The 25,367-nt window shown below is 38.2% G+C and carries 27 protein-coding genes and 2 tRNA genes; 24 read left to right on the top strand and 5 right to left on the bottom strand.

The genetic code is table 11. The features are described 5' to 3' along the window. The first annotated feature begins 3 nt into the window (after positions 1–3). Positions 4–570: an aminoacyl-tRNA hydrolase gene (gene pth / locus CAPGI0001_RS13205; RefSeq protein ID WP_002668063.1), complete on the top strand. Its 567-nt coding sequence runs from the start codon at positions 4–6 to the stop codon at positions 568–570. A 6-nt stretch (positions 571–576) separates the two neighbouring features. Next, positions 577–3,792, top strand: coding sequence for a UvrD-helicase domain-containing protein (locus CAPGI0001_RS07720; protein WP_002668353.1), 3,216 nt, complete (start codon positions 577–579; stop codon positions 3,790–3,792). Positions 3,793–3,897: 105 nt separating this feature from the next. Here CAPGI0001_RS07720 and CAPGI0001_RS07715 read toward each other — a convergent pair. Both CAPGI0001_RS07715 and CAPGI0001_RS07710 read right to left on the bottom strand, forming a co-directional pair. Further along, a tRNA-Gly gene (locus tag CAPGI0001_RS07715) sits at positions 3,898–3,970 on the bottom strand. A 29-nt stretch (positions 3,971–3,999) separates the two neighbouring features. Continuing rightward, positions 4,000–4,072, bottom strand: a tRNA-Gly gene (locus CAPGI0001_RS07710). 218 nt (positions 4,073–4,290) lie between these two features. On the opposite strand from CAPGI0001_RS07710, the gene metK reads away from it, so the two are divergent. The 16 genes from metK (at position 4,291) to CAPGI0001_RS07630 (ending at position 16,668) form a co-directional block, all read left to right on the top strand. After that, on the top strand, positions 4,291–5,541 hold the full coding sequence (metK, locus tag CAPGI0001_RS07705; protein WP_002667952.1) for a methionine adenosyltransferase: 1,251 nt from the start codon (positions 4,291–4,293) through the stop codon (positions 5,539–5,541). Between the two features lie 171 nt (positions 5,542–5,712). Beyond that, positions 5,713–6,864 (top strand): Na+/H+ antiporter NhaA, encoded by a 1,152-nt coding sequence (gene nhaA / locus CAPGI0001_RS07700; protein ID WP_002668075.1) that lies wholly within the window; start codon positions 5,713–5,715, stop codon positions 6,862–6,864. 7 nt (positions 6,865–6,871) lie between these two features. Then, positions 6,872–7,576 (top strand): YARHG domain-containing protein, encoded by a 705-nt coding sequence (locus CAPGI0001_RS07695; RefSeq protein ID WP_040359991.1) that lies wholly within the window; start codon positions 6,872–6,874, stop codon positions 7,574–7,576. Between the two features lie 100 nt (positions 7,577–7,676). After that, positions 7,677–8,438, top strand: coding sequence for an alpha/beta fold hydrolase (locus CAPGI0001_RS07690; protein WP_002668424.1), 762 nt, complete (start codon positions 7,677–7,679; stop codon positions 8,436–8,438). A gap of 37 nt (positions 8,439–8,475) precedes the next feature. Then, the gene (locus CAPGI0001_RS07685; RefSeq protein ID WP_002668163.1) at positions 8,476–9,189 is read left to right on the top strand and encodes a YARHG domain-containing protein; all 714 of its coding nucleotides are present in this window, start codon (positions 8,476–8,478) and stop codon (positions 9,187–9,189) included. Positions 9,190–9,326: 137 nt separating this feature from the next. Beyond that, positions 9,327–10,190 (top strand): SMI1/KNR4 family protein, encoded by an 864-nt coding sequence (locus CAPGI0001_RS07680; RefSeq protein ID WP_002667959.1) that lies wholly within the window; start codon positions 9,327–9,329, stop codon positions 10,188–10,190. Between the two features lie 87 nt (positions 10,191–10,277). Beyond that, positions 10,278–10,571 (top strand): hypothetical protein, encoded by a 294-nt coding sequence (locus CAPGI0001_RS07675; RefSeq protein WP_155813455.1) that lies wholly within the window; start codon positions 10,278–10,280, stop codon positions 10,569–10,571. Positions 10,572–10,584: 13 nt separating this feature from the next. After that, positions 10,585–10,872 carry a hypothetical protein gene (locus CAPGI0001_RS07670; RefSeq protein WP_002668294.1) on the top strand — a complete coding sequence of 96 codons (288 nt, stop codon included), beginning with the start codon at positions 10,585–10,587 and terminating at the stop codon, positions 10,870–10,872. Continuing rightward, the gene (locus CAPGI0001_RS07665) at positions 10,869–11,405 is read left to right on the top strand and encodes a hypothetical protein (RefSeq protein WP_002668468.1); all 537 of its coding nucleotides are present in this window, start codon (positions 10,869–10,871) and stop codon (positions 11,403–11,405) included. Before CAPGI0001_RS07670 ends, CAPGI0001_RS07665 begins: the two co-directional genes overlap by 4 nt. A gap of 4 nt (positions 11,406–11,409) precedes the next feature. Then, the gene (locus CAPGI0001_RS07660) at positions 11,410–11,775 is read left to right on the top strand and encodes a hypothetical protein (RefSeq protein WP_002668364.1); all 366 of its coding nucleotides are present in this window, start codon (positions 11,410–11,412) and stop codon (positions 11,773–11,775) included. Positions 11,776–11,921: 146 nt separating this feature from the next. Further along, the gene (locus CAPGI0001_RS07655; protein ID WP_002668427.1) at positions 11,922–12,446 is read left to right on the top strand and encodes a TetR/AcrR family transcriptional regulator; all 525 of its coding nucleotides are present in this window, start codon (positions 11,922–11,924) and stop codon (positions 12,444–12,446) included. Positions 12,447–12,458: 12 nt separating this feature from the next. After that, positions 12,459–13,298 carry a CPBP family glutamic-type intramembrane protease gene (locus tag CAPGI0001_RS07650; RefSeq protein ID WP_002668482.1) on the top strand — a complete coding sequence of 280 codons (840 nt, stop codon included), beginning with the start codon at positions 12,459–12,461 and terminating at the stop codon, positions 13,296–13,298. A 33-nt stretch (positions 13,299–13,331) separates the two neighbouring features. Continuing rightward, positions 13,332–14,315 carry an alpha/beta hydrolase gene (locus CAPGI0001_RS07645; protein ID WP_002668110.1) on the top strand — a complete coding sequence of 328 codons (984 nt, stop codon included), beginning with the start codon at positions 13,332–13,334 and terminating at the stop codon, positions 14,313–14,315. A gap of 261 nt (positions 14,316–14,576) precedes the next feature. Next, entirely contained in the window at positions 14,577–14,987 is a 411-nt protein-coding gene (locus CAPGI0001_RS07640) for a hypothetical protein (RefSeq protein ID WP_002668598.1), read from the top strand. Between the two features lie 380 nt (positions 14,988–15,367). Then, positions 15,368–16,342: a peptidoglycan DD-metalloendopeptidase family protein gene (locus CAPGI0001_RS07635; RefSeq protein WP_002668184.1), complete on the top strand. Its 975-nt coding sequence runs from the start codon at positions 15,368–15,370 to the stop codon at positions 16,340–16,342. Continuing rightward, positions 16,342–16,668: a MerR family transcriptional regulator gene (locus CAPGI0001_RS07630; protein ID WP_002668391.1), complete on the top strand. Its 327-nt coding sequence runs from the start codon at positions 16,342–16,344 to the stop codon at positions 16,666–16,668. The genes CAPGI0001_RS07635 and CAPGI0001_RS07630 overlap by 1 nt, the downstream gene beginning before the upstream one ends. 28 nt (positions 16,669–16,696) lie before the next feature. On the opposite strand, the gene rlmD is transcribed toward CAPGI0001_RS07630, so the two are convergent. The 3 genes from rlmD to atpD all read right to left on the bottom strand — a co-directional run bounded on the left by rlmD (position 16,697) and on the right by atpD (position 20,009). Further along, the gene (gene rlmD / locus CAPGI0001_RS07625; protein ID WP_002668278.1) at positions 16,697–18,106 is read right to left on the bottom strand and encodes a 23S rRNA (uracil(1939)-C(5))-methyltransferase RlmD; all 1,410 of its coding nucleotides are present in this window, start codon (positions 18,104–18,106) and stop codon (positions 16,697–16,699) included. 106 nt (positions 18,107–18,212) lie between these two features. Then, a complete protein-coding gene (locus CAPGI0001_RS07620) occupies positions 18,213–18,488 on the bottom strand; it encodes a FoF1 ATP synthase subunit delta/epsilon (protein ID WP_002668077.1) in 276 nt (91 codons plus the stop codon). 6 nt (positions 18,489–18,494) lie between these two features. Further along, entirely contained in the window at positions 18,495–20,009 is a 1,515-nt protein-coding gene (gene atpD, locus CAPGI0001_RS07615; RefSeq protein ID WP_002667929.1) for a F0F1 ATP synthase subunit beta, read from the bottom strand. Positions 20,010–20,250: 241 nt separating this feature from the next. Between atpD and CAPGI0001_RS07610 the strand changes: the two genes are divergently transcribed. From CAPGI0001_RS07610 to CAPGI0001_RS07585, 6 genes are all read left to right on the top strand, one after another. Then, entirely contained in the window at positions 20,251–20,766 is a 516-nt protein-coding gene (locus CAPGI0001_RS07610) for a 30S ribosomal protein S16 (RefSeq protein WP_040359940.1), read from the top strand. After that, positions 20,766–21,296 (top strand): ribosome maturation factor RimM, encoded by a 531-nt coding sequence (gene rimM / locus CAPGI0001_RS07605; RefSeq protein ID WP_002668573.1) that lies wholly within the window; start codon positions 20,766–20,768, stop codon positions 21,294–21,296. The genes CAPGI0001_RS07610 and rimM overlap by 1 nt, the downstream gene beginning before the upstream one ends. Before the next feature lie 20 nt (positions 21,297–21,316). After that, positions 21,317–21,793, top strand: coding sequence for a septal ring lytic transglycosylase RlpA family protein (locus CAPGI0001_RS07600; RefSeq protein WP_002668104.1), 477 nt, complete (start codon positions 21,317–21,319; stop codon positions 21,791–21,793). Further along, on the top strand, positions 21,790–22,566 hold the full coding sequence (locus CAPGI0001_RS07595) for a UbiA family prenyltransferase (RefSeq protein WP_002668215.1): 777 nt from the start codon (positions 21,790–21,792) through the stop codon (positions 22,564–22,566). The genes CAPGI0001_RS07600 and CAPGI0001_RS07595 overlap by 4 nt, the downstream gene beginning before the upstream one ends. 74 nt (positions 22,567–22,640) lie before the next feature. Continuing rightward, complete coding sequence (locus CAPGI0001_RS07590; RefSeq protein WP_002668413.1) at positions 22,641–23,936, top strand: MFS transporter; 1,296 nt, start codon at positions 22,641–22,643, stop codon at positions 23,934–23,936. Positions 23,937–24,358: 422 nt separating this feature from the next. Continuing rightward, on the top strand, positions 24,359–25,366 hold the full coding sequence (locus CAPGI0001_RS07585; RefSeq protein ID WP_002668554.1) for a hypothetical protein: 1,008 nt from the start codon (positions 24,359–24,361) through the stop codon (positions 25,364–25,366). Position 25,367 lies beyond the last annotated feature (1 nt).

Raw genomic sequence — 25,367 nt, 5'->3', positions numbered from 1 at the left:
GTTATGAAGAAATATCTTATCGTAGGTCTGGGAAATATAGGGGAGGAATACCGTTACACACGCCACAATATAGGTTTCTTAGCAGTGGAGCACTTAGCCCAGCAGAAGGGCGTCTCTTTTGAGACAGTACGCTTGGGGGATGTGGCTACTTTTTCTCACAAAGGGCGTACCTTTATTCTTCTGAAACCTTCTACTTTTATGAATCTGAGTGGAAAAGCGATAAAGTACTGGTTGGAAAAGGAAAAGATACCTATAGAAAATCTCTTAGTGATTGCCGACGACCTGAATATTCCTTTTGGGAGTATTCGTATCAAGAAAAAGGGTTCGGATGGAGGGCATAATGGTTTTAAGAATATCCAAGAGGAACTCCAGACTACCACTTATGCCCGCTTGCGCTTTGGTATCAGTGCCAACTATGCTAAGGGTACCCAGATAGATTATGTATTGGGGCACTGGAGCGAAGACGAAGTAGCTTTGCTTCCTGAACGATTGGAAAAGATCAGTGAGGCGATACTCTCTTTTGGTCTGGCAGGAGCGGATACAACTATGAATCTGTATAACAATAAGTAAAGCCCTATGGGAAATATCCAAATCTACAATGCATCGGCAGGTAGTGGGAAGACTTTCACACTGGTAAAGTCTTTTCTTAAGCTTATTTTAGCTACTAAGAATGTAGAGGCCTACAAAACACTCTTGGCCATCACCTTTACCAATAAGGCGGTCAATGAGATGAAGGAGCGAGTAATCAATCAGTTACTCCTTTTCTCTACGCCCGATACTTTGGTAGAGGAGGGGGAGAAAAAGGCCTCGGACGATATTATGTTTGTCCAGCTTGCTCAGGAGCTACTTCTCTCTCATGAAGAGTTACAGGAGCGTTCTCAGAAGGTTTTAAAGCATATCCTGCATAACTATGCAGGATTTACTATTACTACTATTGATGGTTTTAACCAGCGGTTGATACGCTCTTTTGCGTTTGACCTAAAGCTCAATCCTAATTTTGAAGTTTTCTTGGAGACAGATGATCTTTTGCGCTTGGCTATAGAAAATTTGTTTAAGAAAGCTAATGAGAATCAGCTCCTTACAAAACTTCTTTTGGAGTTCTCTCGTGATAAAATAGAAGAGGATAAGGATTGGGATATTGAGACTGAGCTCTTTGATATCGCTAAGCTCTTGACCAATGAGAATCATTATACCTATATAAAGGAATTAGAAGAAAAACAATTGTCTGATTTTCAGTCTCTCAAAGAAGATTTGAAACAGCAGCGTAAAGGATTGTATACAGTGGTAGAGGATGCTGTAAAACATTTCTTTGCTTTTACTCAAAAGGAGGGAATCACGGCGGATCATTTCATCCGAGGTTCCTTATATAATTTCTTTGATAAAATTAGTAAAAATGGATTTTTTGCTATAGATAAGGGAGTATTTGACCGAGTTTGGTTTGTGGAATCTGGAGAAAAACCACTTTATTCTAATGGATTATTAAAAAAGGATCCAGCAATAGCACAACTATTGGATGAAAATCAACAATGGATATCCGATTTGTTAAATTCTATAGAAAAAAGTTATTGGTGGGATCAGTTTTATAAGCGTTTGATAAAAAATGTTACTCTTTTGGCGGTACTCAAAAGCCTACAAGAGGAAATTATCGCAATCAAGGAGGAAGAAAATATATTGCCTATCTCTGAGTTCAATAGTATTATCCACCAGACAATCATTGATGAACCTTCTCCCTTTATATACGAGAAGATAGGTACCCGCTATCAACACTATTTTATAGACGAATTTCAGGATACTTCCACCCTACAGTGGGAGAATATGCTTCCTTTAGTAGCCGATGCAGTACATAGTGAAAACCTCAGCAAGCAGCAGGGGTCACTGCTTATCGTGGGCGATGCTAAGCAGTCTATTTATCGCTGGCGTGGGGGTAGGGCAGAGCAGTTCATGGAACTCTATAACAAGGAAAAAAAACCTTTTCACCTGATACAAGAAGTTCAGAATCTCGACTATAACTATCGAAGCCGTCGGGAGGTCATCACCTTCAATAACAGTTTTTTCCACTTTGTGGCCACTCATCCTTTGCTTTTCAATAATACTGGAAAGCATCGGTATGGGGAGCTATATCTCGAGGCAGAACAGAAAATTCCTGACAGGGAAGCGGAAAGAGGGTTTATAAGTATAGAATTTATTGATAAGAATAGCACCCAAGAGGTAAATTATTCCGAAGAAGAGGCTACAGAAGGAGAAAATGTAGTTGAGCAAACAGATATTCGTATAGAAACGATTGAAAAGTATATAAAAGAAGCAAAAAGTTATGGCTATTTGGATAAAGATATTTGTATACTCTCTAGGAGAAATAAAGAATGTATTGAGATAGCAGCACAATTATCTGAAAAAGGATATAATGTTATTTCTTCAGAAGCTTTATTGCTTAAAAATATTCCTGAAATACAGTTTTTGATTCATCTAATATCTATTTCATTATATCAAACCAATGAAAAGGAAAAGATAGCCTTGCTTTTCTCCTATGCTAAGGTAAAGCAAATTACAGAACTACACGCTTTTATGAGTCAGTATGTTCATAAGCCAGTGGAGGCTTTCTTCTCTGCTATGGGATTTTCTTTGTCTTATTTTCACTTATATTCTTTCTATGAGGGTATCGGTTATGCAATAAGAGTATTTGGTTTGGCCAAGCCTTCGGATGCTTATTTGGCACAGTTCCTCAATATCATATACGAATATAAGAGTGTGCGCAATGGTAATATTGCGGATTTTCTGACCTATTGGGAAGAAAAGAAGGACAAGCTGGCTATTAGTGCTCCTGAAGGGGTCAATGCAATATCTATTATGACCATTCACAAAAGTAAGGGTTTGGAGTTCCCTGTGGTTATTTATACAGATGTTAATGATTCGTTGCGTTCAGGTAAGGATACCCTTTGGATATGTGTACCTAAGGAGCAATATCATGGTTTTGAACATTTGCTTATAGATGACTATAGTGGTCTGGAAAAGATAGATGCGGAGATTGTACTACAACAGAGCCAAGTGGAACTCTTGGATGCCATCAATACCATGTATGTAGCTATGACACGTCCCAAGGATTTGCTCTATATCCTCAGCCAGCGTCCCAAGGAGAAGGAACAGGAGAAGATCTCTACTCTTTCTGGGGTGCTACAGGCTTATCTACAGGCCGAAGGTAGGTGGAATCCCTCTGAATCTCACTATACCTTTGGTCAGTTACTTCCTATAGAGAGGGCTGCCTTAGGAGAGAATGATTATATTCCTTTCAAACAAAGGTCTGTTATATCCCCTTCCTATACTATCGTAACCCGATCAGGTTCTATGTGGAATACCTCTCGAGAGGAGGCGATCGCTCGTGGAAATCTTCTACATGAAATCCTCGGACAGCTTATCACTCAGGAGGATATACCTGAATTGTTACATCATTTTTTCTTGGAAGGACGCATCTCTCAGGAGCAAATAGCACCTCTGAGCCATCAGTTGGAGAAAATTACCACTCATCCTTTGCTAAAAGAGTACTATACTAAGGAGTATATCATTTACAACGAACGTGAATGGCTGGATATCACAGGGGAGTACCTCCGCCCTGACCGTGTCGCTTACCATAAGCCTACACAGAGGGCTGTGATTATCGATTACAAAACGGGGGAAGATCACCCCCAGTATCAAGCACAACTAAGGCGCTATGCCCAGACCCTTGAGCAAACCGGCTGGGAGGTAACACAATCTTTTTTGGTATTTATCAATGAAGAAATTAGGGTAATCTCCCTGTAGGGGCGAATTGCAATTCGCCCTTTTTGTGAGTCAATTCACTCTTTTGTGAGTCAATTCGTCCTTATAAACTAAAAAATCCTTGATGAAGCATCAAGGATTTTTTTGAGCGGGAGACGAGGTTCGAACTCGCGACATTCAGCTTGGAAGGCTGACGCTCTACCAACTGAGCTACTCCCGCAACAAATCTAAAAATAATATGAAAAAACGAGCGGGAGACGAGGTTCGAACTCGCGACATTCAGCTTGGAAGGCTGACGCTCTACCAACTGAGCTACTCCCGCATTTTGACGGTGCAAAGGTAAGACATTTTTTTATTTCTACCAAACAAAAATGAAAAAAAATCTATCTGAGAAAAATAATAGACTGATTTGTTTTATTTCTCAATGAAAAACCGTAACTTTGCCCCACTATTAATCGAGGACAGATTTGACTGATTGCCACCTCATCGCAATGACGATAAAAGATGCTAAACCAGTAATCTCCTCATAAACTTTAATTTATGGGATATTTATTTACTTCCGAATCAGTGTCTGAAGGACACCCTGACAAAATCGCTGACCAGATTAGCGATGCTCTCATTGACCACTTTCTCGCTTTTGACCCTTCGTCCAAAGTAGCTTGCGAAACTTTAGTAACCACCGGACAGGTGATTCTTGCCGGAGAAGTGAAATCCAAAACTTATCTCGATGTACAGCAAATCGCTCGTGATGTGATTAGGCGAATAGGCTATACCAAGAGTGATTATATGTTCGAAGCCAACTCTTGTGGAGTACTCTCTGCTATACATGAACAGTCTCCTGATATCAACCAAGGAGTGGTGCGTCACTCTCCAGAGGAACAAGGAGCAGGCGATCAGGGAATGATGTTCGGATATGCTACTCGTGAGACGGATACTTATATGCCATTGCCTTTGGCACTCTCTCATGCCATTGTACGGGAATTGGCTACTTTACGCCGTGAAAATAACCAAATCACTTACTTACGCCCCGATGCCAAGAGCCAAGTAACCCTTGAGTATAGCGATGATAATAAGCCTGTTCGCATAGATAGTATTGTGATCTCCACTCAGCATGATCCTTTTGATACCGAGGCAAAGATGCTTGCTAAGATCAAAGAGGATATGATTCAGATACTTATCCCTCGTATCAAAGAGCAGTATCCGAACTATGCGCATCTTTTTGATGAAAATATCAAATATCATATTAATCCTACTGGGGTCTTTGTTATTGGAGGACCTCACGGAGATACAGGACTTACAGGCCGTAAGATTATTGTAGATACTTACGGGGGCAAGGGAGCTCACGGAGGGGGTGCTTTCTCTGGGAAAGATCCTAGCAAGGTGGACAGAAGTGCTGCCTATGCCACCCGCCATATTGCTAAGAATATGGTAGCGGCAGGCATAGCTGATGAGATGCTTGTGCAGGTAAGCTATGCCATAGGGGTAGCCGAGCCAACAGGGGTCTATGTCAATACCTATGGTACTTCCAAGGTGGCACTTACTGATGGACAAATCGCTCAGAAGGTCAGAGAAATCTTCTCTCTACGTCCTTATGATATAGAACAGCGCTTGAAACTGCGTTATCCTATTTATAGCGAAACAGCCGCTTATGGTCATATGGGAAGAAGTCCTGAGGTGGTAAAGAAAGTATTCGCTTCTCCTTATCATAATACAAAAACTATTGAGGTAGAGCTCTTTACATGGGAAAAATTAGACTATGTAGAGACGATTCGAAAGGCTTTTGGACTATAACGTCTCAGAGAACTCTAATATACCAAAGAGACTACCCCGATAAGGATAGTCTCTTTTTGTTATTAAAGCGAACACTATTGGCACAATTCAGTATTGTAAAACTAAGTGTAAATCACAGATTCCCCAATTATAAATATTTAAATATCAAATTATAATAAAAGATTAATTATCATGAAGCTAATTACAATTTTAAAAGAATTCTTCCTTAAGAATCAATCCTCAGGGGTGTTGTTGATCCTCTGTGTAGTACTTTCTTTGACAATCGCCAATTCCCCTATGGCGGAAAGTTTTCAGGCACTCTTAGACCAAGAGGTAGGGCCTTATTCGATCAGTATGTGGATTAATGATGCCCTTATGGCTATCTTCTTCCTATTGCTAGGATTGGAGATCAAGCGGGAGATCCTCAAGGGCGAACTTTCGGATATCAGGAGTGCTTCCCTCCCGATAGTAGCTGCTATAGGGGGGATGATCGTGCCTGCGGTTATCTTTTCCTTACTGAATTATGGGACACCTTATAGCAAGGGCTGGGCGATTCCTATGGCTACAGATATTGCCTTTTCCTTGGCAGTCATCTCTATGTTGGGCAGGGGGGTGCCTATAGCGATTAAGGTCTTTTTAGTAGCCTTGTCCATAGTAGATGACTTGGGAGCTATTGTGGTGATTGCCCTCTTCTATACCGATGCGATTCACTGGAGTTACCTGCTCTATAGTGGGGGAATCATAGCCGTATTATGCTTGTTGAACTATCTTAAGGTGAGAAAAATCGTATTTTACTTGCTCTTAGGAGTACTCTTGTGGTATTGTATGCACCATTCAGGAATACATGCTACTATAGCAGGGGTTATTTTGGCCTTTACTATGCCTGCTAATGCAGAAAAAGGTAAAAAATCTCCTTTAGAAAAGCTGGAACATGCCCTACAAATCCCTGTAGGCTATATCATTATGCCCGTTTTTGCCTTGGCTAATACCAATATCACCTATAAGTCAGGTATGATAGAGGGATTATCCTCTTCTTTGGGAGTAGGAGTTGTTTTAGGGCTTATCTTGGGCAAACTCGTAGGGATCAACCTTTTCTCCTTTATAGCCGTTAAGCTGAAGATAAGCACCTTACCACATGCCAGTCGTTGGATACACATGATAGGCGTAGGGCTATTGGGAGGGATAGGCTTTACCATGTCTATCTTTATCTCCTTGCTTTCCTTTAAGGAACATGAATTACAAGATGCAGCCAAATTTGCTATTCTAACGGCCTCTATACTTGCAGGGGCTTTGGGATATATATTGCTAAGAAGTGGCACCAAGAAAGAAAACAAATCTGTTTAGAGACTATATGAAACATTTATACTTTTTATCAATAGCGTTATTCTCATTAAGCGCAATGGCACAGCTAAAAGATTGTGCTACTTGTACCACTCAAGTGGTTAAGGAACAACAAATTAGCAAATTAAGCATAGATGAATTGCGCTTCCTCACTAACGACCTCTACGCTTGCAAAGGCTATAAGTTTAAAGACTATGAAATAAGCAATTACTTTAATGAAAAACCGTGGTATAAGCCTGTAAGTGACAATAGTAAAGTGAAACTCAACGCAGTGGAGGAACAGAATGTAAAGCTATTTCAAGAACGCACGGCAATACTAAAAGCTGATAGAGAAAAACTCATAGAAGCATTGCGAAGTTTAAAAGCAGAAGCTCAAAAAGGAAATATTTCTATTTTAAAAAATAATGGAGAAGAATATTTTAATAAAGTGATTACTAAGATAGATATAGATAACATTCACTGGATTAAAAATCAAGGGTATTATAGTGCAGAAATTGATGATTTTAAGGAGACAAATCGATATTTTATATGGATTGAAGGTAATAAAGTGACAATTCAGTGTGATGAAAATGGGCATTCTAAAAAAGTATCAGAAGATAAGATTAAGGGAGTCTATGACACAAATGATTTTGAGGTTATGGAAAGCAATATAGGTTGGGAGTTCCGCTGGGATAAGCAAAAATTGGTATTTGTAAGGTTTATTTTAGCAGGATAAAGAGAAAAAGTGATATTCTTTTTCTTTTGACAATACTGATGTTATGAATAAAATATTTCAAGTAGAAAAGCTTTTAATTATTTGACAAAAATATAAGTGTATGCAAGTATATCAAACAAACTTTGGACAGCTGCGTTATCACGATTTATTAGGCAGTCTTATCCCTATTCTCTTTATACATGGCTTAGGGTGCTGTGGTTCTATGGATTATCCCACTGTTGCCTCAGGGAGTATTCAGGCACATCGCAGGATTATTCCAGACCTATTAGGTTCAGGATTTAGTGATTATAGTGATGATTTCCCTTATACTATAGAAAGCCATGCTTCCTTGCTAAAAAGCTTTGTAGAAGACCTACAGTTAGAAGAATTGGTTATCTATGGACATAGTATGGGAGGAGCAATAGCTATAAAATTAGCTGAAAAATTGGACAAAAAAGTAAAGTTATTGCTCCTAAGTGAAGCCAATTTGGACAATGGAGGAGGATTTTTTTCCAAAAAGATAGCAAATTATTCCTACAAGGATTTTATAAAATTTGGACATGAAGAGGTTATTAGGGAAAATATTCAAAACAATAATAGATTGTGGGCAAAAAGTCTTTCTCTGACAAACCCAACAGCTATTTTCAAGGAGTCTCTTTCCTTAGTAGAGGGGCAATTCCCTACATGGAGGGAGATACTTTATAAGCTTCCTACTACTAAAGTCTTCATTTTTGGAGAACAATCTTTGCCTGACCCCGATTGGGAAAGACTACAAACAGAACATATTCAGGTAAGGGTAATTCCTAATGCAGGTCATTCTATGGCTTGGGAAAATCCTCAAGGTCTTAGTGATGTTATTTATCAGTCAATTGAGGGAAGATAAAATAAAATCAGTATATTTACCAAAAAATTACTTTACAATGAAACACTTATACTTCTTATCAATAGCGTTGTTCTCACTAAACGCTACAGCACAGCTAAAAGATTGCGCTACTTGTGCCACCCAAGTAATTGATGAAGAACAAATCAGCGAATTGAGCATAGATGAATTACGCTTCCTCACTAACGACCTCTACGCTCGCAAAGGTTATAAGTTTAAAGACTATGAAATAAGCAATTACTTTAATGAAAAACCGTGGTATAAGCCTGTGAGTGACAATAGTAAGGTGAAACTCAACGCAGTGGAAGAGCAGAATGTAAAGCTATTTCAAGAACGCACGGCAATACTAAAAGCTGATAGAGAAAAACTCATAGAAGCATTGCGAAGTTTAAAAGCAGAAGTACAGAGAGGGCATAGTCCTATTCCCAAAGGCAACTATAATGAGCATTTTAGTAAAACCATTGCTAAAATAGATATAGATGATATTCATTGGATTAAAAATCAAGGATATTATAGCGTAGAGGTTGATAATTTCAAAAAAACACATCAATATTATATATCTATAGAAGATAATGAGATTCTGATTTATTGGATTTTTCTTGAATACTCAAAAAAGGCAGAAGAAGAAAAACTTCCTAAAACATTCTATGAAAATGAAATAGATTCAGCTTCTCCTCTTAAAGGAGCTTACATTTGGTCGTTTACTTGGGAAAATTCACAATTAGTATTTAAAGGTTATATTCCTACTGGGTGATAATTTTAATACGAAGTTATAGAAAGCGCTGCTTATTGGAGATTCAAATGGAGAAATCAAAAATTGGTATTTATAGAGTCTGTAATGGCAGGATAAAGAGAATAACAGCGTGCGCTATTCACACAATTCAGCATAGTATGAATATAGAAGAAATCAAAAAGAAAATACAAATCATCTTAGAACTTCCTGAGCTAAAACCATTTGGTGGTATATATATGAACCCCGTATTGGAAGAAGCAAAAGTAGCCCAAATAGAGAAAGAGAATCGCATCACTTTCCCTGCCGATTATCGCACTTTTATCACCCAAATCGCCAATGGCTGTGTGGGGCCCGATTACGGATTGCGTTCCCTTAAAGAAGCAACGGAAGATTTGATGTGGAAAGATCGGACTATAGACCTCTCTACGCCTTTTCCTTACACCGAGCATTGGAATGAAGAAGAATGGCTTAATAGTATTGATTGGGACGGAGGTGAGCGCCCTACGCCAGAGGAGGTGGAAGCCTATATGGATACAAAGCACATCAGCGGTTGTTTGCAAATATGCCATATAGGGCACGGAGCTTCTTATCTTTTGGTGGTGAATGGTAAAGAAAAAGGGACTATATGGCTTGATAGTCGTCAGGATTATGGCGGACTGTCGCCTGAATTTAATGAAAAAGGAGAAAAACTCACCTTTGAAATGTGGTATACCGACTGGCTGAATAAGGTAGTAGCCCCTGAAAAAGTATGGTTTGAGAAATCGCTTCAATTTATCAAAAAGGCTTTTCCAAAAATAGAGGAAACAGATTTTAGGCTAATGACTTATGTGCTTTATGAGCATTACTCTGATAGAAACTTAGCAACCCTCATCGCTGAGCTTTATGGACTGAACTCAATAGACATCTATTTTGAAATAGGAAAGTTTATCCAAAGAGAAAAGTACGATGAACAAACCATTCAGCAGTATGAAGCCCAATTGCGCGAAAGTGGTTTTTATGATTGGGCAGCAGAGGAAGAGTAGAAAATAAAAAAAGAGTATCTTTGCCTAAAATAGATAACAATGAGTTATAGTTCTAAAACAATATCAACATTCACAAGTGTGGAGGCAATGGAAAAGTTTATCAACAATGTGAATTCAGAAGAAGGCTTTACAGATTGGAACTTAACAGAAGAAGAGTTTCAACAGCTTTGGAACTCGCACCTATTTCACGAACTTAATTACGAATTAGATAAACTTATTGATGACTATGAATGGGAGGATATTATAGGGGTAGAAGCGCTGCAAAAAGCCTGTGAAGTTACAGAAGCTAATACCATAAGCAAACTACCTGTTGGGCAGGAATTTTTAGCAATGCTTCATAAAGCTATAGAATACAAAACAGGGATATTCTTTTTCTTTTGACAATACTGATGTTATGAATAAAATATTTCAAGTAGAAAAGCTTTCTACTATCACCGAAAATACATTTTCACTAGCAGGAAGAGTGATTGCAGGGAATAGTATTCACAAAGGAGAGGCTTTCAATCTTATGAAAATAGACAATAACACTTTGGTAGAGGTAAATTTCTTGCTAAAACAAATAGAAATGTATGGTCGTTCTATTGATTTTATAGATTTAGGGTGTACAGGAGTACTATTTTTAGAAGGAGAATGTCCAACTACTCAAATAAAAGAACTAATTATAGCAGCACAAACAATATGACCGAACTTGAAAAAGTATTAAAAGATATTGATACTACCACACATCCTAACGGACTTAGAGATGGGATAATTTACTATAATGAAGAGGGTGATTTCTGTGTGTATAACCACTATTCCGCTTGTGAGTGGCTTAAGCATTTGGCAGTGCATTATGGTGGGGTGACTATGGAAGAGGCTACTCAACTGGTAGAAAACTCAGACTGGATGCGTATGCCTGAATCTATTAATGAAGTAGCATTTATCACTCATGAAGAACAATATCATTGGGCGATGTTGCTTGTAAAGGGTAATATGTATTGGTTAAAAGGGTATCCTTCTGATACTAATAATTTTAAAGAAGAGCATAGTGTTTGGGAAGAACAAATAGCAAAACAATACCAACTAAATCATGAATATAGATATGGTGATTTAGAGCCTGCCGACTATGAAAGTGGAATACTTGATAACGCTATAATAAAAAGGGAGAAAAAGTCGGATCTTCCTAAAGAAGAAAGTATTATCCAAAAGATTTCCAAAATATTGAAAAATCATTAACAGTATGAAGTCCAACTGCGAGAAAGTGGTTTTTATGATTGATATGAATTTAATAGACCTTATTACCGATAGCCACAATACTCCTTTTTGGAAAATCACCTACCATTGGCATAGAACGTATCAGGCTAAGGACATACAATATCAGCATTTTGTAGGGGAGATTACCACTACTTATAACATTCCCGAAGCGCTTATTTCTTTGTTGGATAAACAATCTCAATTAGTTAATGAAGGTGTTTTCTCGGTTGATGAAATTATCGGGGATAAGATAAAGGCTTTTGAACTCAAATTGCAAAATAAGAACGTCACTATTGTAAACCTTTATATAGAAGGCAATGGAGTAGATTTTTGTATTGTAGATAAAAGGTAAATCCCCTATAAAACAAGTTGTATTTGCTAGTTTGACAGGTAGTTTTTCTATTTTCTGATTTAAAATTTTGTTGATTCAAAAAAAATGTGTTACTTTTGCCTCGAAAATAACAGGTGTTATATTACGATTGTTATATAAAGAAATTTATGCCGAAACCAACAACAATAACTCAAGAAGTAATTATAGAAACTGCCTTCGAGATGGTACGAAAGGAAGGCTTTGCAGTGCTTTCTGCTCGAAATATTGCCAAGCAAATTGGTTGCTCCACTCAGCCCATCTATTGGTCTTATAAAAATATGGATGAATTAAGAGCTGAAATCTGCAAAAAAGCACTGCCCTTCTTGCAGAGTGTAGTGCTCAGTTACTCAAAAACAGGCAATACTCTTTTAGATTTAGGACTCGGATACGTCTGGATGGCTCACACCGAACCTGCCCTATTCAAGGCTTTTTATATGGATAATGTTACCAATGTAAAACTTACTGACATTTTTCCCGAAAGTGAGCGAGTAGTAGAAATAATGAAAAATAGTGAGGAGTGCCGCAGCCTATCTGATGAAGAACTCAAGAATAGCATTGCTAAAGGTTGGATGTTGGCACACGGTATTGCTTCATTGGTCGCAGTGGATATGCTTGTTTATGACGAAGATAAAATTTTAGAAATATTAAAATAAATCTACCTTAATATGAGAACCAATAAAAAAACACTTCGGAATGTAATCCTATTTAGCTTGGTAGCCATCTCTTGCGGATGGATAGGCATTGGGGTAAACCAGTTACTTGGAGAGCCTTCTAATTTAGAGTCTTTAGGATCAGGAATTTTTATTGCTACTCCTATTCTGTGTATGATTTTGCTGCGCCTTTTCGATGGCGATGGCTGGAAAGATTTTCCTTTAAAACCTTGTTTCAAGCAAAACACTCGCTGGTATATCTTTGCTATTGTAGTCTATCCCGTGGTTATTGGTATAACAATGTTTGTTGGCAAGCTATTAGGATGGGTAGATGTGAGTAAGTTTAGTGTTGCTGCTTATTTCCCTGTTTTTGCAGCTGCTTTCTTACCCGTTTTTATCAAAAATATCTTAGAAGAGACGGCTTTTCGAGGGTATCTCACCGTAAAAATGGAACAACTCACTAAAAACGAATGGATGATTTATGTAGTGGTGGCATTCGTCTGCCAAATATGGCACCTGCCATACAATCTCGTATTCTTAGGCGATACTTATCAGGCAACCTTTTTCCCTTATAGCAAAGAGTTATTTGTTTTGGTGAGCCTTGTGGTCATTGCTGTTTGGACAATAATGTACACCGAAATTTTCTTTCTCTCGCGTTCACTCTTATTGGTAGTTTTGATGCACTCAATGAAAGATGCTCTTAACCCTCTCATTTCAGAAGGATTTACTGTTATTTCACCCGATAAAACACTTTTAGTATCTCCTCTTTTTGGCATCATCCCAACATTTATATACTTAGCTATAGGCTTGTATCTAAGGAGAATACGAAAAAGTAAAGAGAGTCTTCATTTATAATGAATAAATCGTATAAATTAAAATATTAGCAATATGAACAAAAACGATGAAACCCCTGTAAATGCTGCTTCTTGGGATAAGATTTTCCCTAAAAGCGATAAAGTTGAACACAAAAAAGTATCGTTCAAAAACCGTTATGGTATCACCCTTATTGGCGATTTGTATTTTCCAAAAAACACCAAAAATAAGAAGCTCGCTGCCCTTGCTGTTTGCGGTGGGTTTGGAGCAGTAAAAGAGCAAGCCTCAGGATTTTACGCCCAAACAATGGCTGAAAGAGGCTTCGTAACCTTAGCTTTTGACCCCTCCTATACCGGAGAGAGTGGTGGAGAACCTCGTAATGTAGCATCACCCGATATCAATACCGAAGACTTTTCGGCAGCGGTAGATTGCTTAGGAATCCAACCTTTTGTTGATAGAGAAAAAATAGGAATCATCGGCATCTGTGGTTGGGGTGGCTTTGCCCTGAATGCTACCGCTATCGATACACGTATCAAGGCAGTAGCTACTATGGTAATGTACGATATGTCACGTGTGTTTAGCAAAGGTTATTTTGATGCCAATACCCCCGAAATGCGTTTGGAAATGAAGCGTTCGCTTAATGCTATTCGTTGGACGGATGCCGAAACAGGAACTCCCTCCCCAGGTTACCCTATGCCCAATACTCCTTCCGATAAAGTACCTCAATTCTTAAATGATTATATTGAGTTTTACAAAACACCACGAGGTTTCCACGAGCGTTCAGTTTCTAATCACGTTTGGACAGCCACTACGCTGCTTTCATTTATGAATTTCCCGCTACTGTCCTATGCTAATGAAATTGAGGTACCAACTCTTATGATTGCAGGAGAAAATGCTCATTCGCGCTATATGAGCGAAGATGCCTACAAATTAGTTGGAAGCGAGAAAAAAGAACTGCTAATTGTCCCTAATGCCCGCCATACTGATTTTTACGACAATCAAGCTGGAGTAATTCCTTTTGATAAGTTGGAGGCGTTTTTTAGCGAGTATCTTCAATAAAATGAAGTATAAAAACAAGTCCCAAGCTCATATTTACTGAAAAGGGGAGGAGTAGTTTGTCTTTTCCAAAAGGGTAGAAGATAAACTTTTTGAAACATTGCCTAAAAATAAGAATGGAACAGCTTTTCCCCTTTATGAAGTTCATATTGAACTGTTTGTTTGGAAAAATTCCCCAATAATAGTTTGAAAAGATAGGTTCTTACTTGTGTAGGATATTAAGGGAAACTTTATAAAAACATTTTTAATGAATACATTTGAGAGATGATTAGAACTAACAAGATTGCAGAAGCAAATATTATTCTGAAAAAATTTCTTTGGCTTGATATTTATATGGTAGATTTTAACGAAGAGGAGATAATACTATTTGGAACTAAGGATGCTTCTTTTGGCAAACAAGTGGAAATAATATTGAAAAAAGTCTGCTATATAGATATGCCTACTATGTGGGAATTAGATTTAACTTCAGAAAATCCAATAGTATTTACAGCTCAAGAAGAAATGAATGAGATATATAAAAACAGATTTCTTGACAATCATAATGGAGTTGGGGATTTATTCACTTTTTCTGCAGAAGGGGTTAATAAAGGAATTCAATATCATATTGTAGCAGGTGGCTTTGAATTGCACTTTTTGAGTTATGATAGTTATTTTCCTTGGGAAATAAATGAATAAATCAAGACTTTATAAAATAGTTACTTATTTAGAGCTAATAACTTTCTCCAAGGGGTTTTTGGAGAATATGTTGTAGTATAAAAGACAAAGATAACTATATGAATAAAGGAACTAAAGAAAGTGTAAAAAGCAATATAGGAGGAATCTTGCCTAATACTATTATCTGTGAAAGGGTTTTCTGACAAGGGATTTAATGTTCTAACTGTACAGTTAGATTTGTACATAAAAGTAGCATAAAGAGCAATAACATGTCTTCTTTAGAGAGCGTTTGGGTAATAGAGAAGAATATGAATAAAAGTAAAAAATCATAAAAAGCTTTTTTCTTTAATACAAAAATTGTATTTTTGCCTCCGTAACAGAACTAATATAAAGAAATAAGTATGGCAAAGATTAAATATTATTACGATTCTGAGACGCTGTCCTTCAAACAAATTAATAATAGGAAAAGGCGCCTCAAGTACTTATTTTTCTTTCTTCTTTCCTCTTTTCTCTTTGCGCTGATTATAGTTCTAATCCTCTACAATATCAACTTTATGCAGACCCCTAAAGAGCTTTCTCTCAGGAGAGAACTTAAGGAGAATGAGACACAATTTGCCATTTTGAACAAAAAAATGCAACAAGCAGAAGAGGTGCTAGATCGTATAGCTGATCGTGATAATACGCTTTATCGTACTTATTTTGAGATGACTCCTATCCCTGATGCACAGAGAAAGAGTGGTTTTGGAGGGGTCAATCGATATGAATATCTAGAAAAATTCAGCAATTCATCCATGCTAATTGATATGACCAAGCGATTGGAAACACTTCAAAAAGAGCTGGCTGTGCAGTCCAAATCCTTGGATGATATTGCGGCTCTGGCCAAAGAAAAAGAAAAATTACTACAGGCCTTACCTGCCATTCAGCCTGTGCAAAACAAGGATCTTAAGCGTATGGCTTCTGGTTATGGATTTCGTACAGATCCATTTACTAAAGTAAGAAAATTCCATTATGGCATGGACTTTTCTGCTCCTACAGGAACAGCTGTCTATGCTACAGGGGATGGAGTGGTAACCAGAGCAGATAGCAACTCTTCTGGATATGGAGAACATATTCGCATAGATCATGGATATGGCTATGAGACACTTTATGGACACCTAAGCCAATATAATGTCCGCCCTGGACAGAAAGTAAAGCGAGGGGATGTAATTGGCTATGTAGGCAGCACTGGGCGTTCGGAGGCACCTCACTTGCATTATGAAGTGAAGAAGAATGGGGAGCACCTCAATCCTATCAACTTCTATTATGGAAGTTTATCAGCAGAAGAATATGCAGAGATGCTCAAGAAATCTTCTCAAGGAAACCAATCGTTAGACTAATGCCAACTCCTTATAAAAAACTCTATTATTCTATAGGGGAAGTTGCTGATATCTTTGGCGTGAATACTTCAAAAATACGCTTTTGGGAGAAAGAGTTTGAAATACTCTCTCCTAAGAAAAGTCCCAAAGGGACACGCCGATATACAGACAAAGACATAGAAAATATTCGCCAGATATATCATCTGGTAGAAGAGCAGGGACATACCTTAGAAGGGGCTAAGCTAAAGCTCAAGGAAAAACCCAAAGAGCTGCTCTCCACTATAGAAATTATTGAAAAACTTAAAAAGGTTAAGCAGACCCTGCTATCTATCAAAAATGAGCTATAAAGACCCAAAAGGAGGACAAATACTATGACTACTTTGCCTCCAATAGGGCTATATTTTCGATGTGATAGGTCTGGGGAAACATATCTACTGGACATATTCTGACCACCTTATACTTCTCTTGTAGCAAGGCTAAGTCTCGGGCTTGGGTAGCGCTATTACAACTTACATAGACAACCCTCTTGGGAGCTATACGGAGTATCTGAGCTACTACATCCTTATGCATACCATCGCGAGGTGGGTCGGTGATGATTACATCAGGAAGTCCATGAGTGGTGATAAACTCTTCATTGAAGACATTTTTCATATCTCCTACAAAAAAATCTACATTGCTTATTTGGTTGTTTTGAGCATTTTCCTTAGCATCAGCAATGGCTTCAGGTACTGCTTCTACTCCTATGACTTTTTTAGCTTTTTTAGCGACAAACTGGGCAATAGTACCTGTCCCTGTATAGAGATCGTATACCAATTCCTCTCCTGTGAGGGCGGCAAAGTCTCTGACTACTTTGTAGAGTTCGTAAGCCTGAGTCGAGTTGGTCTGAAAGAAAGATTTAGCATTGATCTTAAAGCGCAATCCCTCCATTTCTTCATAGATAAAGTTCCTCCCATGATAGCAGATAACCTCTTGGTCATAGATAGTATCATTGGGTTTATTATTGATGATATATTGTAACGAGGTAAGGGTAGGAAATTCCGATAGAAGATAGTTAAGTAGCTGTTCCCGAGGCTCTTTTCTCTCCTCTAAGAACTGTATCACGAGCATTATCTCCCCTATGGAGGAAATACGAATCATCATAGTACGCAACCATCCTGAGTGGCTGCGAGGATTGTAGAAAGGGTAGCCATAAGAGAGTGCATATTCGCGAATCTTATTGCGAATAGCATTGGAAGGATCTTCCTGCAGATGGCACTTACGAATGTCCAAGACCTTGTCCCAAGCGCCAGTGATATGGAATCCGAGACCCTGACGGTCTGCGATTTCCTCTTTGCTTGTAATCTCCTCAGGGGTAAGCCAACGTGTCTCACTAAAGGAAAATTCTATCTTATTGCGATAAAAATAAGGTTTGTTACAACCTATAATAGGCAAGATCTCCTCAGGGGTTACCCCTCCCAATCGCTTAAGATTGTTCTCTACCTCTTTTTGCTTGTAGTGGAGCTGACTTTGGTAGTTCATATGTTGCCATTGGCACCCTCCACAATAGGTGAAGTGCTCACATACGGGGACTACTCTCAGTGGAGACTCTTGGTGGAACTTCACTGCTGTCCCTTCATAGAAAGCCTTTTTTTTCTTAGTTACCAATATATCTACAATATCCTCAGGCACCGCATTATCTACAAAGATAACCCGACCATCAGGAGCATGTGCGATGCTTTTTCCTTTAGCACCTGCATCGGTTATGGTAACATTTTCTATCAAAAGAGGTTTTTTGTCTTTTCCCATGTGAATATTTTAATGAAAGAGATAAAGAAATGATTCATAAAATACAATGTAGGGGCGAGAGAAACTCGACCCCTACATTTTAACTTAGCTAATTAAACTTTATAAACTATTGAGCAAGTACTATTATTTTGTTTTCTTGTTGTTCTACTACCCCTTCTTCTATAGGTAGGGTGTATTCTCCTTTTTCTTGAGCAAAGCGTTCTTGCACACAGATAGTAGGAGCTTCACTTTCCCTGAAAGAAAGAGTGCCTTTTTCCAAGAGGGAGACGATAGGAGCGTGGTTTTCCAATATCTGGAAAGAGCCCTTAGCACCAGGAAGCGTAACAACACTCACCTTTCCCTTATAAAGCACAGCTTCTGGAGTTACTATTTCTAATACCATAATATCTTAGTTTTGTGCTTCAGCAAGCATTTTCTCACCAGCTTCTATTACTTCTTCGATAGTTCCTTTGAGGTTGAAAGCAGCTTCAGGGAGGTGATCCAACTCACCATCGAGAATCATATTGAACCCGCGGATTGTATCCTTGATATCTACAAATACCCCAGGGATACCGGTGAACTGTTCTGCTACGTGGAAAGGCTGAGAGAGGAAGCGCTGTACCCTACGTGCGCGGGCTACGGCGAGCTTGTCCTCTTCGGAGAGTTCCTCCATACCTAGGATAGCAATAATATCTTGTAGTTCTTTGTAGTGTTGAAGCAACTCTTTTACTCGCTGTGCACACTCATAGTGTTCTTTTCCAAGGATTTCAGGAGTAAGGATACGAGAGGTAGAATCCAATGGGTCTACAGCAGGGTAGATCCCAAGCTCCGCAATTTTACGAGAGAGTACTGTGGTGGCATCAAGGTGCGCAAAAGTAGTCGCAGGAGCAGGGTCAGTAAGGTCATCGGCAGGTACATATACCGCTTGTACAGAGGTGATAGACCCTTTCTTGGTAGAGGTAATACGTTCTTGCATAGCCCCCATCTCAGTAGCCAAAGTAGGTTGGTATCCTACTGCTGAAGGCATACGCCCTAATAGAGCAGATACCTCAGACCCCGCTTGGGTGAAGCGGAATATATTGTCCACGAAGAAAAGTACATCTTTTCCTTCTCCATCGCCAGCACCATCACGGAAATATTCGGCAATGGTAAGCCCAGAAAGGGCTACACGAGCACGAGCTCCAGGGGGTTCGTTCATCTGTCCAAATACAAAGGTCGCTTTGGATTCCTTGAGAGCTTCTCTGTCTACTTTACTCAAGTCCCAACCTCCTTCTTCCATAGAGTGCATGAACTCTTCTCCATACTTAATGATACCAGACTCAAGCATTTCTCTCATAAGGTCATTTCCCTCACGAGTACGCTCACCTACACCAGCAAATACAGAGAGACCTCCGTGCCCTTTAGCAATGTTATTGATAAGCTCTTGGATAAGTACTGTTTTTCCAACTCCAGCACCTCCAAAAAGTCCAATTTTTCCTCCTTTTGCATAAGGCTCAATAAGGTCAATTACCTTAATACCTGTAAAAAGTACTTCTGTTACAGTGGATAAGTCCTCGAACTTAGGAGCTTTGCGGTGGATAGGGAGCCCATGTTGTCCTTCCTTAGGCAAGTTGCCTAACCCATCGATTCCATCACCGATGACATTGAACAAGCGACCAAAGACATCATGTCCGATAGGCATTTGGATAGGGCGACCAGTAGCCGTTACTTCCATACCTCGGCTAAGTCCTTCTGTAGCATCCATTGAGATAGCACGAACAGTATCTTCTCCTATGTGAGATTGTACTTCCAGAACCAAGGTGTGTCCGTCCTTACCTACAATCTCTAATGAATCATAAATTTTAGGCATTTCCTTTTCAGAAGGAAACATAACATCTACCACAGGACCGATTACCTGTGCTATTTTACCTTTGTATTGAGCCATATTTTTTATTTAAAAAAAGCGCATTATTTTGAGCGCAAAGATATTTAATTTATTTGGAAATAACAAGAAATATCCATCCTTTTTTAGAATAAATCTCACAAAAGCATTTACTATTTTGATTATCAAACGAATAGGGGAGGGTTATTATTTTTTTAAAAAAGTTTGTTTGTCAGAAGAAAAAATAGTACTTTTGCGCCCAAATTACATAACAGAGGTCGAGAACCTCATTAATTGTCTTAATATGCCTGTAAAAATTAGATTACAAAGACATGGTAAAAAGGGTAAACCTTTTTATTGGGTAGTAGCTGCTGATGTGCGAGCTCCCCGCGATGGTAAGTTCCTCCAAAAGATAGGAACTTATAATCCTAACACTAACCCTGCTCAGATAGAGATTGATATTGATGAAGCTGTTAAGTGGCTTCACTTCGGTGCACAGCCTACTGAGACAGCACGTCGTATCCTTTCTTACAAAGGGGTATTACTAAAATACCACTTGCAAGGAGGGGTGAAGAAAGGTGCCCTTACTCAAGAACAAGCCGATGCGAAATTCGCTGCTTGGCTTAGTGAAAAAGAGCAAAAAATCAGCCAAAAGAAAGATGCTCTTCAAAAAGGTAAAGCATCGGCCAAACAAGAAAGCGTAAAAGCAGAACAAGCTTATAGCCAAAAACGCAAAGAGGCTATTGTTGCTAAAGCTCAAGCTACAGAAGCTCCTGCTGAATCTTCTTCTGAAGAAACCGCTAACGAAACAGAAGCTTAATGAGGAGGGAAGATTGCTTCTTTGTAGGAACAATTGTCTCCAAATTCAGCTTCAAGGGGGAAGTCCTTGTCAAGACCGACACGGATGATCTTTCCTTATTTGAAAATATGGAATCAGTCTTTGTCGAACTAGGCAAGGAACTGGTTCCTTTTTTCATAGAAAAATGTAATCTGCATAAGTCCGACCTACTACGTATCAAGTTCGAGGAGGTCGATACTGAGCGCGATGCTGAGGTGCTCCTAAAGCATCACTTATTCCTGCCCTTAACCCTTTTGCCTAAGCTTACAGGAAATAAGTTCTATTATCATGAGGTGATTGGTTTTCAAGTGTTTGATGTGAATTATGGGGCTATAGGTACCATCACTCATATCAATGATAATTCCTCTCAACCTCTTTTCGAAATAATGCATGAGGGTAAGGAAATCCTTATTCCTCTACATGACAACTTCCTCAAAGAGGTCAATCGAAAAGAGAAAAAGATCATAGTGGAAACCCCTGAAGGACTTATCGACTTATATATGCAAGAATAACCAATTAAATTATATTCCTTATGAAACTTTCTTCTATCCTAAAGCTATGTTGTTTCTTTCTTTTGGTGAGTTGCCATAGTTCTAAAATGACACAACAGCGAAAAGCAACTCATAAAAATAGCAAAACGGTTGTCAAAAAGAAAAAAACAACATCTGAAAAAGACAAATCAGTAGCGGACGCTTCTTCTACAGTCTCTACTATGGCAACTACAGGAGTAGCTTCCTATTATCACAACAAATTCAATGGACGCAAGACTGCCAGTGGAGAGGTGTTCAGCAACAACAAACTCACAGCAGCACATCGTACCTATCCTTTTGGTACTTATCTGAAAGTGACCAATGTGGTCAACGGGAAATCAGTAGTGGTAAAAGTCAATGACCGAGGCCCCTTTACCAAAGGAAAAGAGTTAGACCTCTCTCGTAAAGCCTTTATGGACATTACAGACAATCCTAACAAAGGGAATCTACAAGTAAATATAGAAGTGGTAACCCCATGAGAGCCACACTCTATACTATTTTACACTTTTTTATCAGAGAAAATATTATTGTAGCTTCTGCAGTAACAGCTTTAGCTCTTTCTACCTTTTATATTTTTCATCAACCAATAGCCTATCCTTATTTGTTATCTTTATGGGCAGGGGCTATCTTGTCTTATTCTTTTGCTAAGGAAGGCATCTTCAAGTATCGGGATCCCTTATGGTGGAGCTGTGTTCTTATAGTGGGGTATTGTTTCTTTTTGCTCAACTTACAGGGGAAGATACTACTATTCCTCTCTGGGGTGTTGAGTATCCTATACAATGCTCCTTTTCTTAGTCAAAATCTTAGGAGTATTCCCTTTCTCAAAATAGCTATTGTTGCCTTCTGTTGGGTACTATCTGCGGTTTTTCTGCCTTTGTCAGAGAGTGCTATATCCTTTTTCTCTTGGCAAGTATGGCTGCTTTCCTTGCAATATTTTCTATGGATATGTGTACTGATTCTCCCTTTCGATATTCGAGATAGGGTAGAGGATCGTGCTTGTCTGCACACATTTCCTACAGTCTTAGGAGTGAGAAAGACTAAAATTATAGGGATAATCACTATGCTATGTTATCTTCTACTTTCCTTTTATCATACTTCCCTTCCATTACGACTGATACAGATAGGGATAGCTTGTATTACTCTTTTATTTCTTCTCTTTGCTCGTGAGGAGCAATCTCCCTTCTATAGTGGGCTTTTGGTAGAGTGTATTCCTATCCTATATTTTTTACTTTTATGGCAGTATTATTCTTAAAAAAAGTAAAATTTTTCTTTGATATGACAAAATAATTTTTTAACTTTGTCGCTATAATCAAAATTTTAGCAGAGATGGAACAAAATCAAGAAAACAAAAATTATCTGTTACCTATTCTGATGATGTTTGCCCTATTCTTTATGATAGCCTTTGTGACTAATTTGCAAAGTCCTATGGGAGTGATTATAAAGAGCCAATTTATGGCGAGCAATTTTCAAGCACAATTGGGAACCTTGGCCAACTTTATTGCTTATGCCTTCATGGGAATTCCTGCAGGGCAAATGTTACAACGAAAGGGCTATAAGAAGACTGCCCTGACAGCTGTAATAGTAGGATTTGTAGGGGTGTGTATCATCTTCCTATCGGGTGCAATGGAGAGTTATGCAGTCTACCTCATAGGAGCCTTTGTTGCAGGTTTTTCTATGTGTATGCTCAATGTAGTGGTCAATCCTATGCTTAATACTTTAGGAGGCGAAGGTAAGCGAGGCAATCAATTATTACAGTTTGGAGGGGCGCTCAACTCTATGGGGGGGACTATTGTCCCTGTTTTTGTAGGCTATCTCATAGGAGAGAATATAGAAAAAGCCTCTATAGACAAGGCCAATCCTGCCTTATACTTAGCCATGGGAACCTTTGCCTTGGTCTTTATCGTACTATCCTTGATGAAAATCCCAGAACCCCATATTGTAAAAAAAGTAGAAAATAAGGCAAAAGAATCTCATAGTGCCTTGTCTTTCAGACATTTTGTATTTGGTATTATTGCTATCTTTGTCTATGTAGGGGTAGAAGTAGGGATTCCAGGGGTGGAGAACTATTTCATGACAGCTCAGGTTGACAAAGGTGGCTTAGGAATCGATGCGACAACGGCAGGTTCTGTAGTCGGTACTTACTGGTTCTTGATGTTTGTTGGCCGATTTGTAGGGGGGGCTTTAGGGGCTAAGTTCTCTAGCAAGGTGATGCTTTCTTTTGTCGCTTCCTTAGGCTTATTGTTTGTATTATTGGCTATCTTCTTACCTACAGATGTAGTGGTGAATATGCCAGTTTTCAACAAAAATATTTCCTTTGGACTGGCTGAAGTTCCTGCAAGTGTCATGTTCTTAACCCTCTGTGGACTTTGTACCTCAGTGATGTGGGGTGGTATTTTTAACTTGGCAACTGAGGGGTTAGGCAAGTATACAGCTGCTGCCTCTGGTATCTTTATGGTCATGGTCTGTGGAGGAGGTATACTCTCCACTCTTCAGAGCTATATAGCTGACCTCTTTGGCTATGTACAAAGCTATTGGGTGGTTATTATAGGCCTTTTGTATATCCTATACTACGCCCTTGTAGGTAGCAGAAATGTAAATAAAGACATTGTAGTTAATGATTAATGGTCAATTGTTAATAAATTATATAATTATAAGGGCGAATGATTCATTTGCCCTTTTTTAGTTTGTAATTATATATTATGTGGTATTTTTTTAATTATTGTAATCAGATGATTATTAACTTGTTATATTTTGTTTATTGGAAAATTATCTTTAGTACTCAGAGATAAAGAACAAGGAGGTGATAATTAACAATTAATAATCAACAATTAACCATTATTATCACTATCTTTGTTCCTTAAAATATGATCTTATGACAATTGAGAATTTTGATAAGTTTGTTGATAAAACTTTGGTAAAACAAGGCTGAGAAGTTTTCGAAAAAGGTAAAGTTTCTTCCATAGAAGAACTTGAGGATGGGCTATGGGTTGCCACTGTGACCGACAAAGATTCATACAATTATCTTCTTAGCTGAAGACGAAAGAGTGCCACTTGCTCTAAAAGAAAAAGCTACTTCTTTTCTATTAAAAGAATTATATAATGCGACAAATTACGAATATGATTATTATGGAAAGAAAATAACAGAGGCTTCTAAGAGAATTTGTCTACAGTTTCAAAAAGAAGAGGAATATTTAGCTGCCTTAGATAGAATTCTTTCTAAAAAGAACCTTTCGGGATATGACAAACGTATTTATACAGCTGAAAAAATAAGTATTCTTTCTCAAAAAGGAGATACTGAGGGAGTTAATAAGATAATTGATGAGAATCTTGAGGATCCTGAACTCGGAAAAATAAAAATACAAGCTTGTATAGAAGAAAGAGATCTAAAAACGGCAAAGAAACTACTCGAAGAAGGGATAAAGACACTTACTCAAAAAGGAAGGAATCAAAATATGATAAAAGAATGGACAGCAGTCCTAATATACATTGCTGAGTTAGAAAAAGATATCCCAACTATTCGTCATTATGCTAAAAAAATTGCTTTGGAAGACAAAGGAAATATAGAATACTATGAAAAATGGAAAAAAACCTATACAGAAAAACAATGGAAGGAGGTGATAGAGAAAGAAATTAAGGAACTCGAAGATGATTACAACCAGAAAAGAAAAAAAATCTCAAGTTATTGGAATTATTCTATCATTTCTCCTACATTATTCTTTATCTATGAGCAAGAAGATAACCATGAAAAGCTTTGGAATTATGTAAAAGAATTAGATATTCAGACTACTTTGTATTTCCTACCCTACCTAAAGAAATATTACAAGGAAGAAATAATAGAAAGATTAGCCTATTTAGTTCATTTATTTTGCGAAGAAATGTATACAAAAAATGACTATGAAACTATAGGGAAAGCCATTCGCTATATGATTAAAGAAGTTCCTGAGAAGATAAATATAATAAAAGATCTAGTGCTTGAACTTAAAACAATCTATAAAAGAAAACATAACTTTGTAGAAATCTTAAACCAAATAATAGTAGAATACAAGATATAAT

The sequence above is a fragment of the Capnocytophaga gingivalis ATCC 33624 genome (assembly GCF_000174755.1).
GTDB lineage: Bacteria > Bacteroidota > Bacteroidia > Flavobacteriales > Flavobacteriaceae > Capnocytophaga > Capnocytophaga gingivalis.
The sequence above is the reverse complement of the archived record's forward strand: the minus strand, read 5'-3'. Positions and strand labels throughout refer to the sequence as shown.

Coding starts and splice junctions, on each gene's coding strand:
- CAPGI0001_RS07630 (WP_002668391.1), top strand. CDS start 16,342: ATGCCAACTCCTTATAAAAAACTCTATTATTCTATAGGGGAAGTTGCT.
- CAPGI0001_RS07620 (WP_002668077.1), bottom strand. CDS start 18,488: ATGGTATTAGAAATAGTAACTCCAGAAGCTGTGCTTTATAAGGGAAAG.
- CAPGI0001_RS07695 (WP_040359991.1), top strand. CDS start 6,872: ATGAAACATTTATACTTTTTATCAATAGCGTTATTCTCATTAAGCGCA.
- CAPGI0001_RS07640 (WP_002668598.1), top strand. CDS start 14,577: ATGATTAGAACTAACAAGATTGCAGAAGCAAATATTATTCTGAAAAAA.
- CAPGI0001_RS07655 (WP_002668427.1), top strand. CDS start 11,922: ATGCCGAAACCAACAACAATAACTCAAGAAGTAATTATAGAAACTGCC.
- rimM (WP_002668573.1), top strand. CDS start 20,766: ATGAGGAGGGAAGATTGCTTCTTTGTAGGAACAATTGTCTCCAAATTC.
- nhaA (WP_002668075.1), top strand. CDS start 5,713: ATGAAGCTAATTACAATTTTAAAAGAATTCTTCCTTAAGAATCAATCC.
- CAPGI0001_RS07720 (WP_002668353.1), top strand. CDS start 577: ATGGGAAATATCCAAATCTACAATGCATCGGCAGGTAGTGGGAAGACT.
- CAPGI0001_RS07660 (WP_002668364.1), top strand. CDS start 11,410: ATGAAGTCCAACTGCGAGAAAGTGGTTTTTATGATTGATATGAATTTA.
- CAPGI0001_RS07600 (WP_002668104.1), top strand. CDS start 21,317: ATGAAACTTTCTTCTATCCTAAAGCTATGTTGTTTCTTTCTTTTGGTG.
- CAPGI0001_RS07685 (WP_002668163.1), top strand. CDS start 8,476: ATGAAACACTTATACTTCTTATCAATAGCGTTGTTCTCACTAAACGCT.
- atpD (WP_002667929.1), bottom strand. CDS start 20,009: ATGGCTCAATACAAAGGTAAAATAGCACAGGTAATCGGTCCTGTGGTA.
- CAPGI0001_RS07665 (WP_002668468.1), top strand. CDS start 10,869: ATGACCGAACTTGAAAAAGTATTAAAAGATATTGATACTACCACACAT.
- CAPGI0001_RS07610 (WP_040359940.1), top strand. CDS start 20,251: ATGCCTGTAAAAATTAGATTACAAAGACATGGTAAAAAGGGTAAACCT.
- CAPGI0001_RS07645 (WP_002668110.1), top strand. CDS start 13,332: ATGAACAAAAACGATGAAACCCCTGTAAATGCTGCTTCTTGGGATAAG.
- CAPGI0001_RS07590 (WP_002668413.1), top strand. CDS start 22,641: ATGGAACAAAATCAAGAAAACAAAAATTATCTGTTACCTATTCTGATG.
- CAPGI0001_RS07680 (WP_002667959.1), top strand. CDS start 9,327: ATGAATATAGAAGAAATCAAAAAGAAAATACAAATCATCTTAGAACTT.
- pth (WP_002668063.1), top strand. CDS start 4: ATGAAGAAATATCTTATCGTAGGTCTGGGAAATATAGGGGAGGAATAC.
- CAPGI0001_RS07675 (WP_155813455.1), top strand. CDS start 10,278: ATGGAAAAGTTTATCAACAATGTGAATTCAGAAGAAGGCTTTACAGAT.
- CAPGI0001_RS07595 (WP_002668215.1), top strand. CDS start 21,790: ATGAGAGCCACACTCTATACTATTTTACACTTTTTTATCAGAGAAAAT.
- CAPGI0001_RS07635 (WP_002668184.1), top strand. CDS start 15,368: ATGGCAAAGATTAAATATTATTACGATTCTGAGACGCTGTCCTTCAAA.
- CAPGI0001_RS07690 (WP_002668424.1), top strand. CDS start 7,677: ATGCAAGTATATCAAACAAACTTTGGACAGCTGCGTTATCACGATTTA.
- metK (WP_002667952.1), top strand. CDS start 4,291: ATGGGATATTTATTTACTTCCGAATCAGTGTCTGAAGGACACCCTGAC.
- CAPGI0001_RS07670 (WP_002668294.1), top strand. CDS start 10,585: ATGAATAAAATATTTCAAGTAGAAAAGCTTTCTACTATCACCGAAAAT.
- CAPGI0001_RS07650 (WP_002668482.1), top strand. CDS start 12,459: ATGAGAACCAATAAAAAAACACTTCGGAATGTAATCCTATTTAGCTTG.
- rlmD (WP_002668278.1), bottom strand. CDS start 18,106: ATGGGAAAAGACAAAAAACCTCTTTTGATAGAAAATGTTACCATAACC.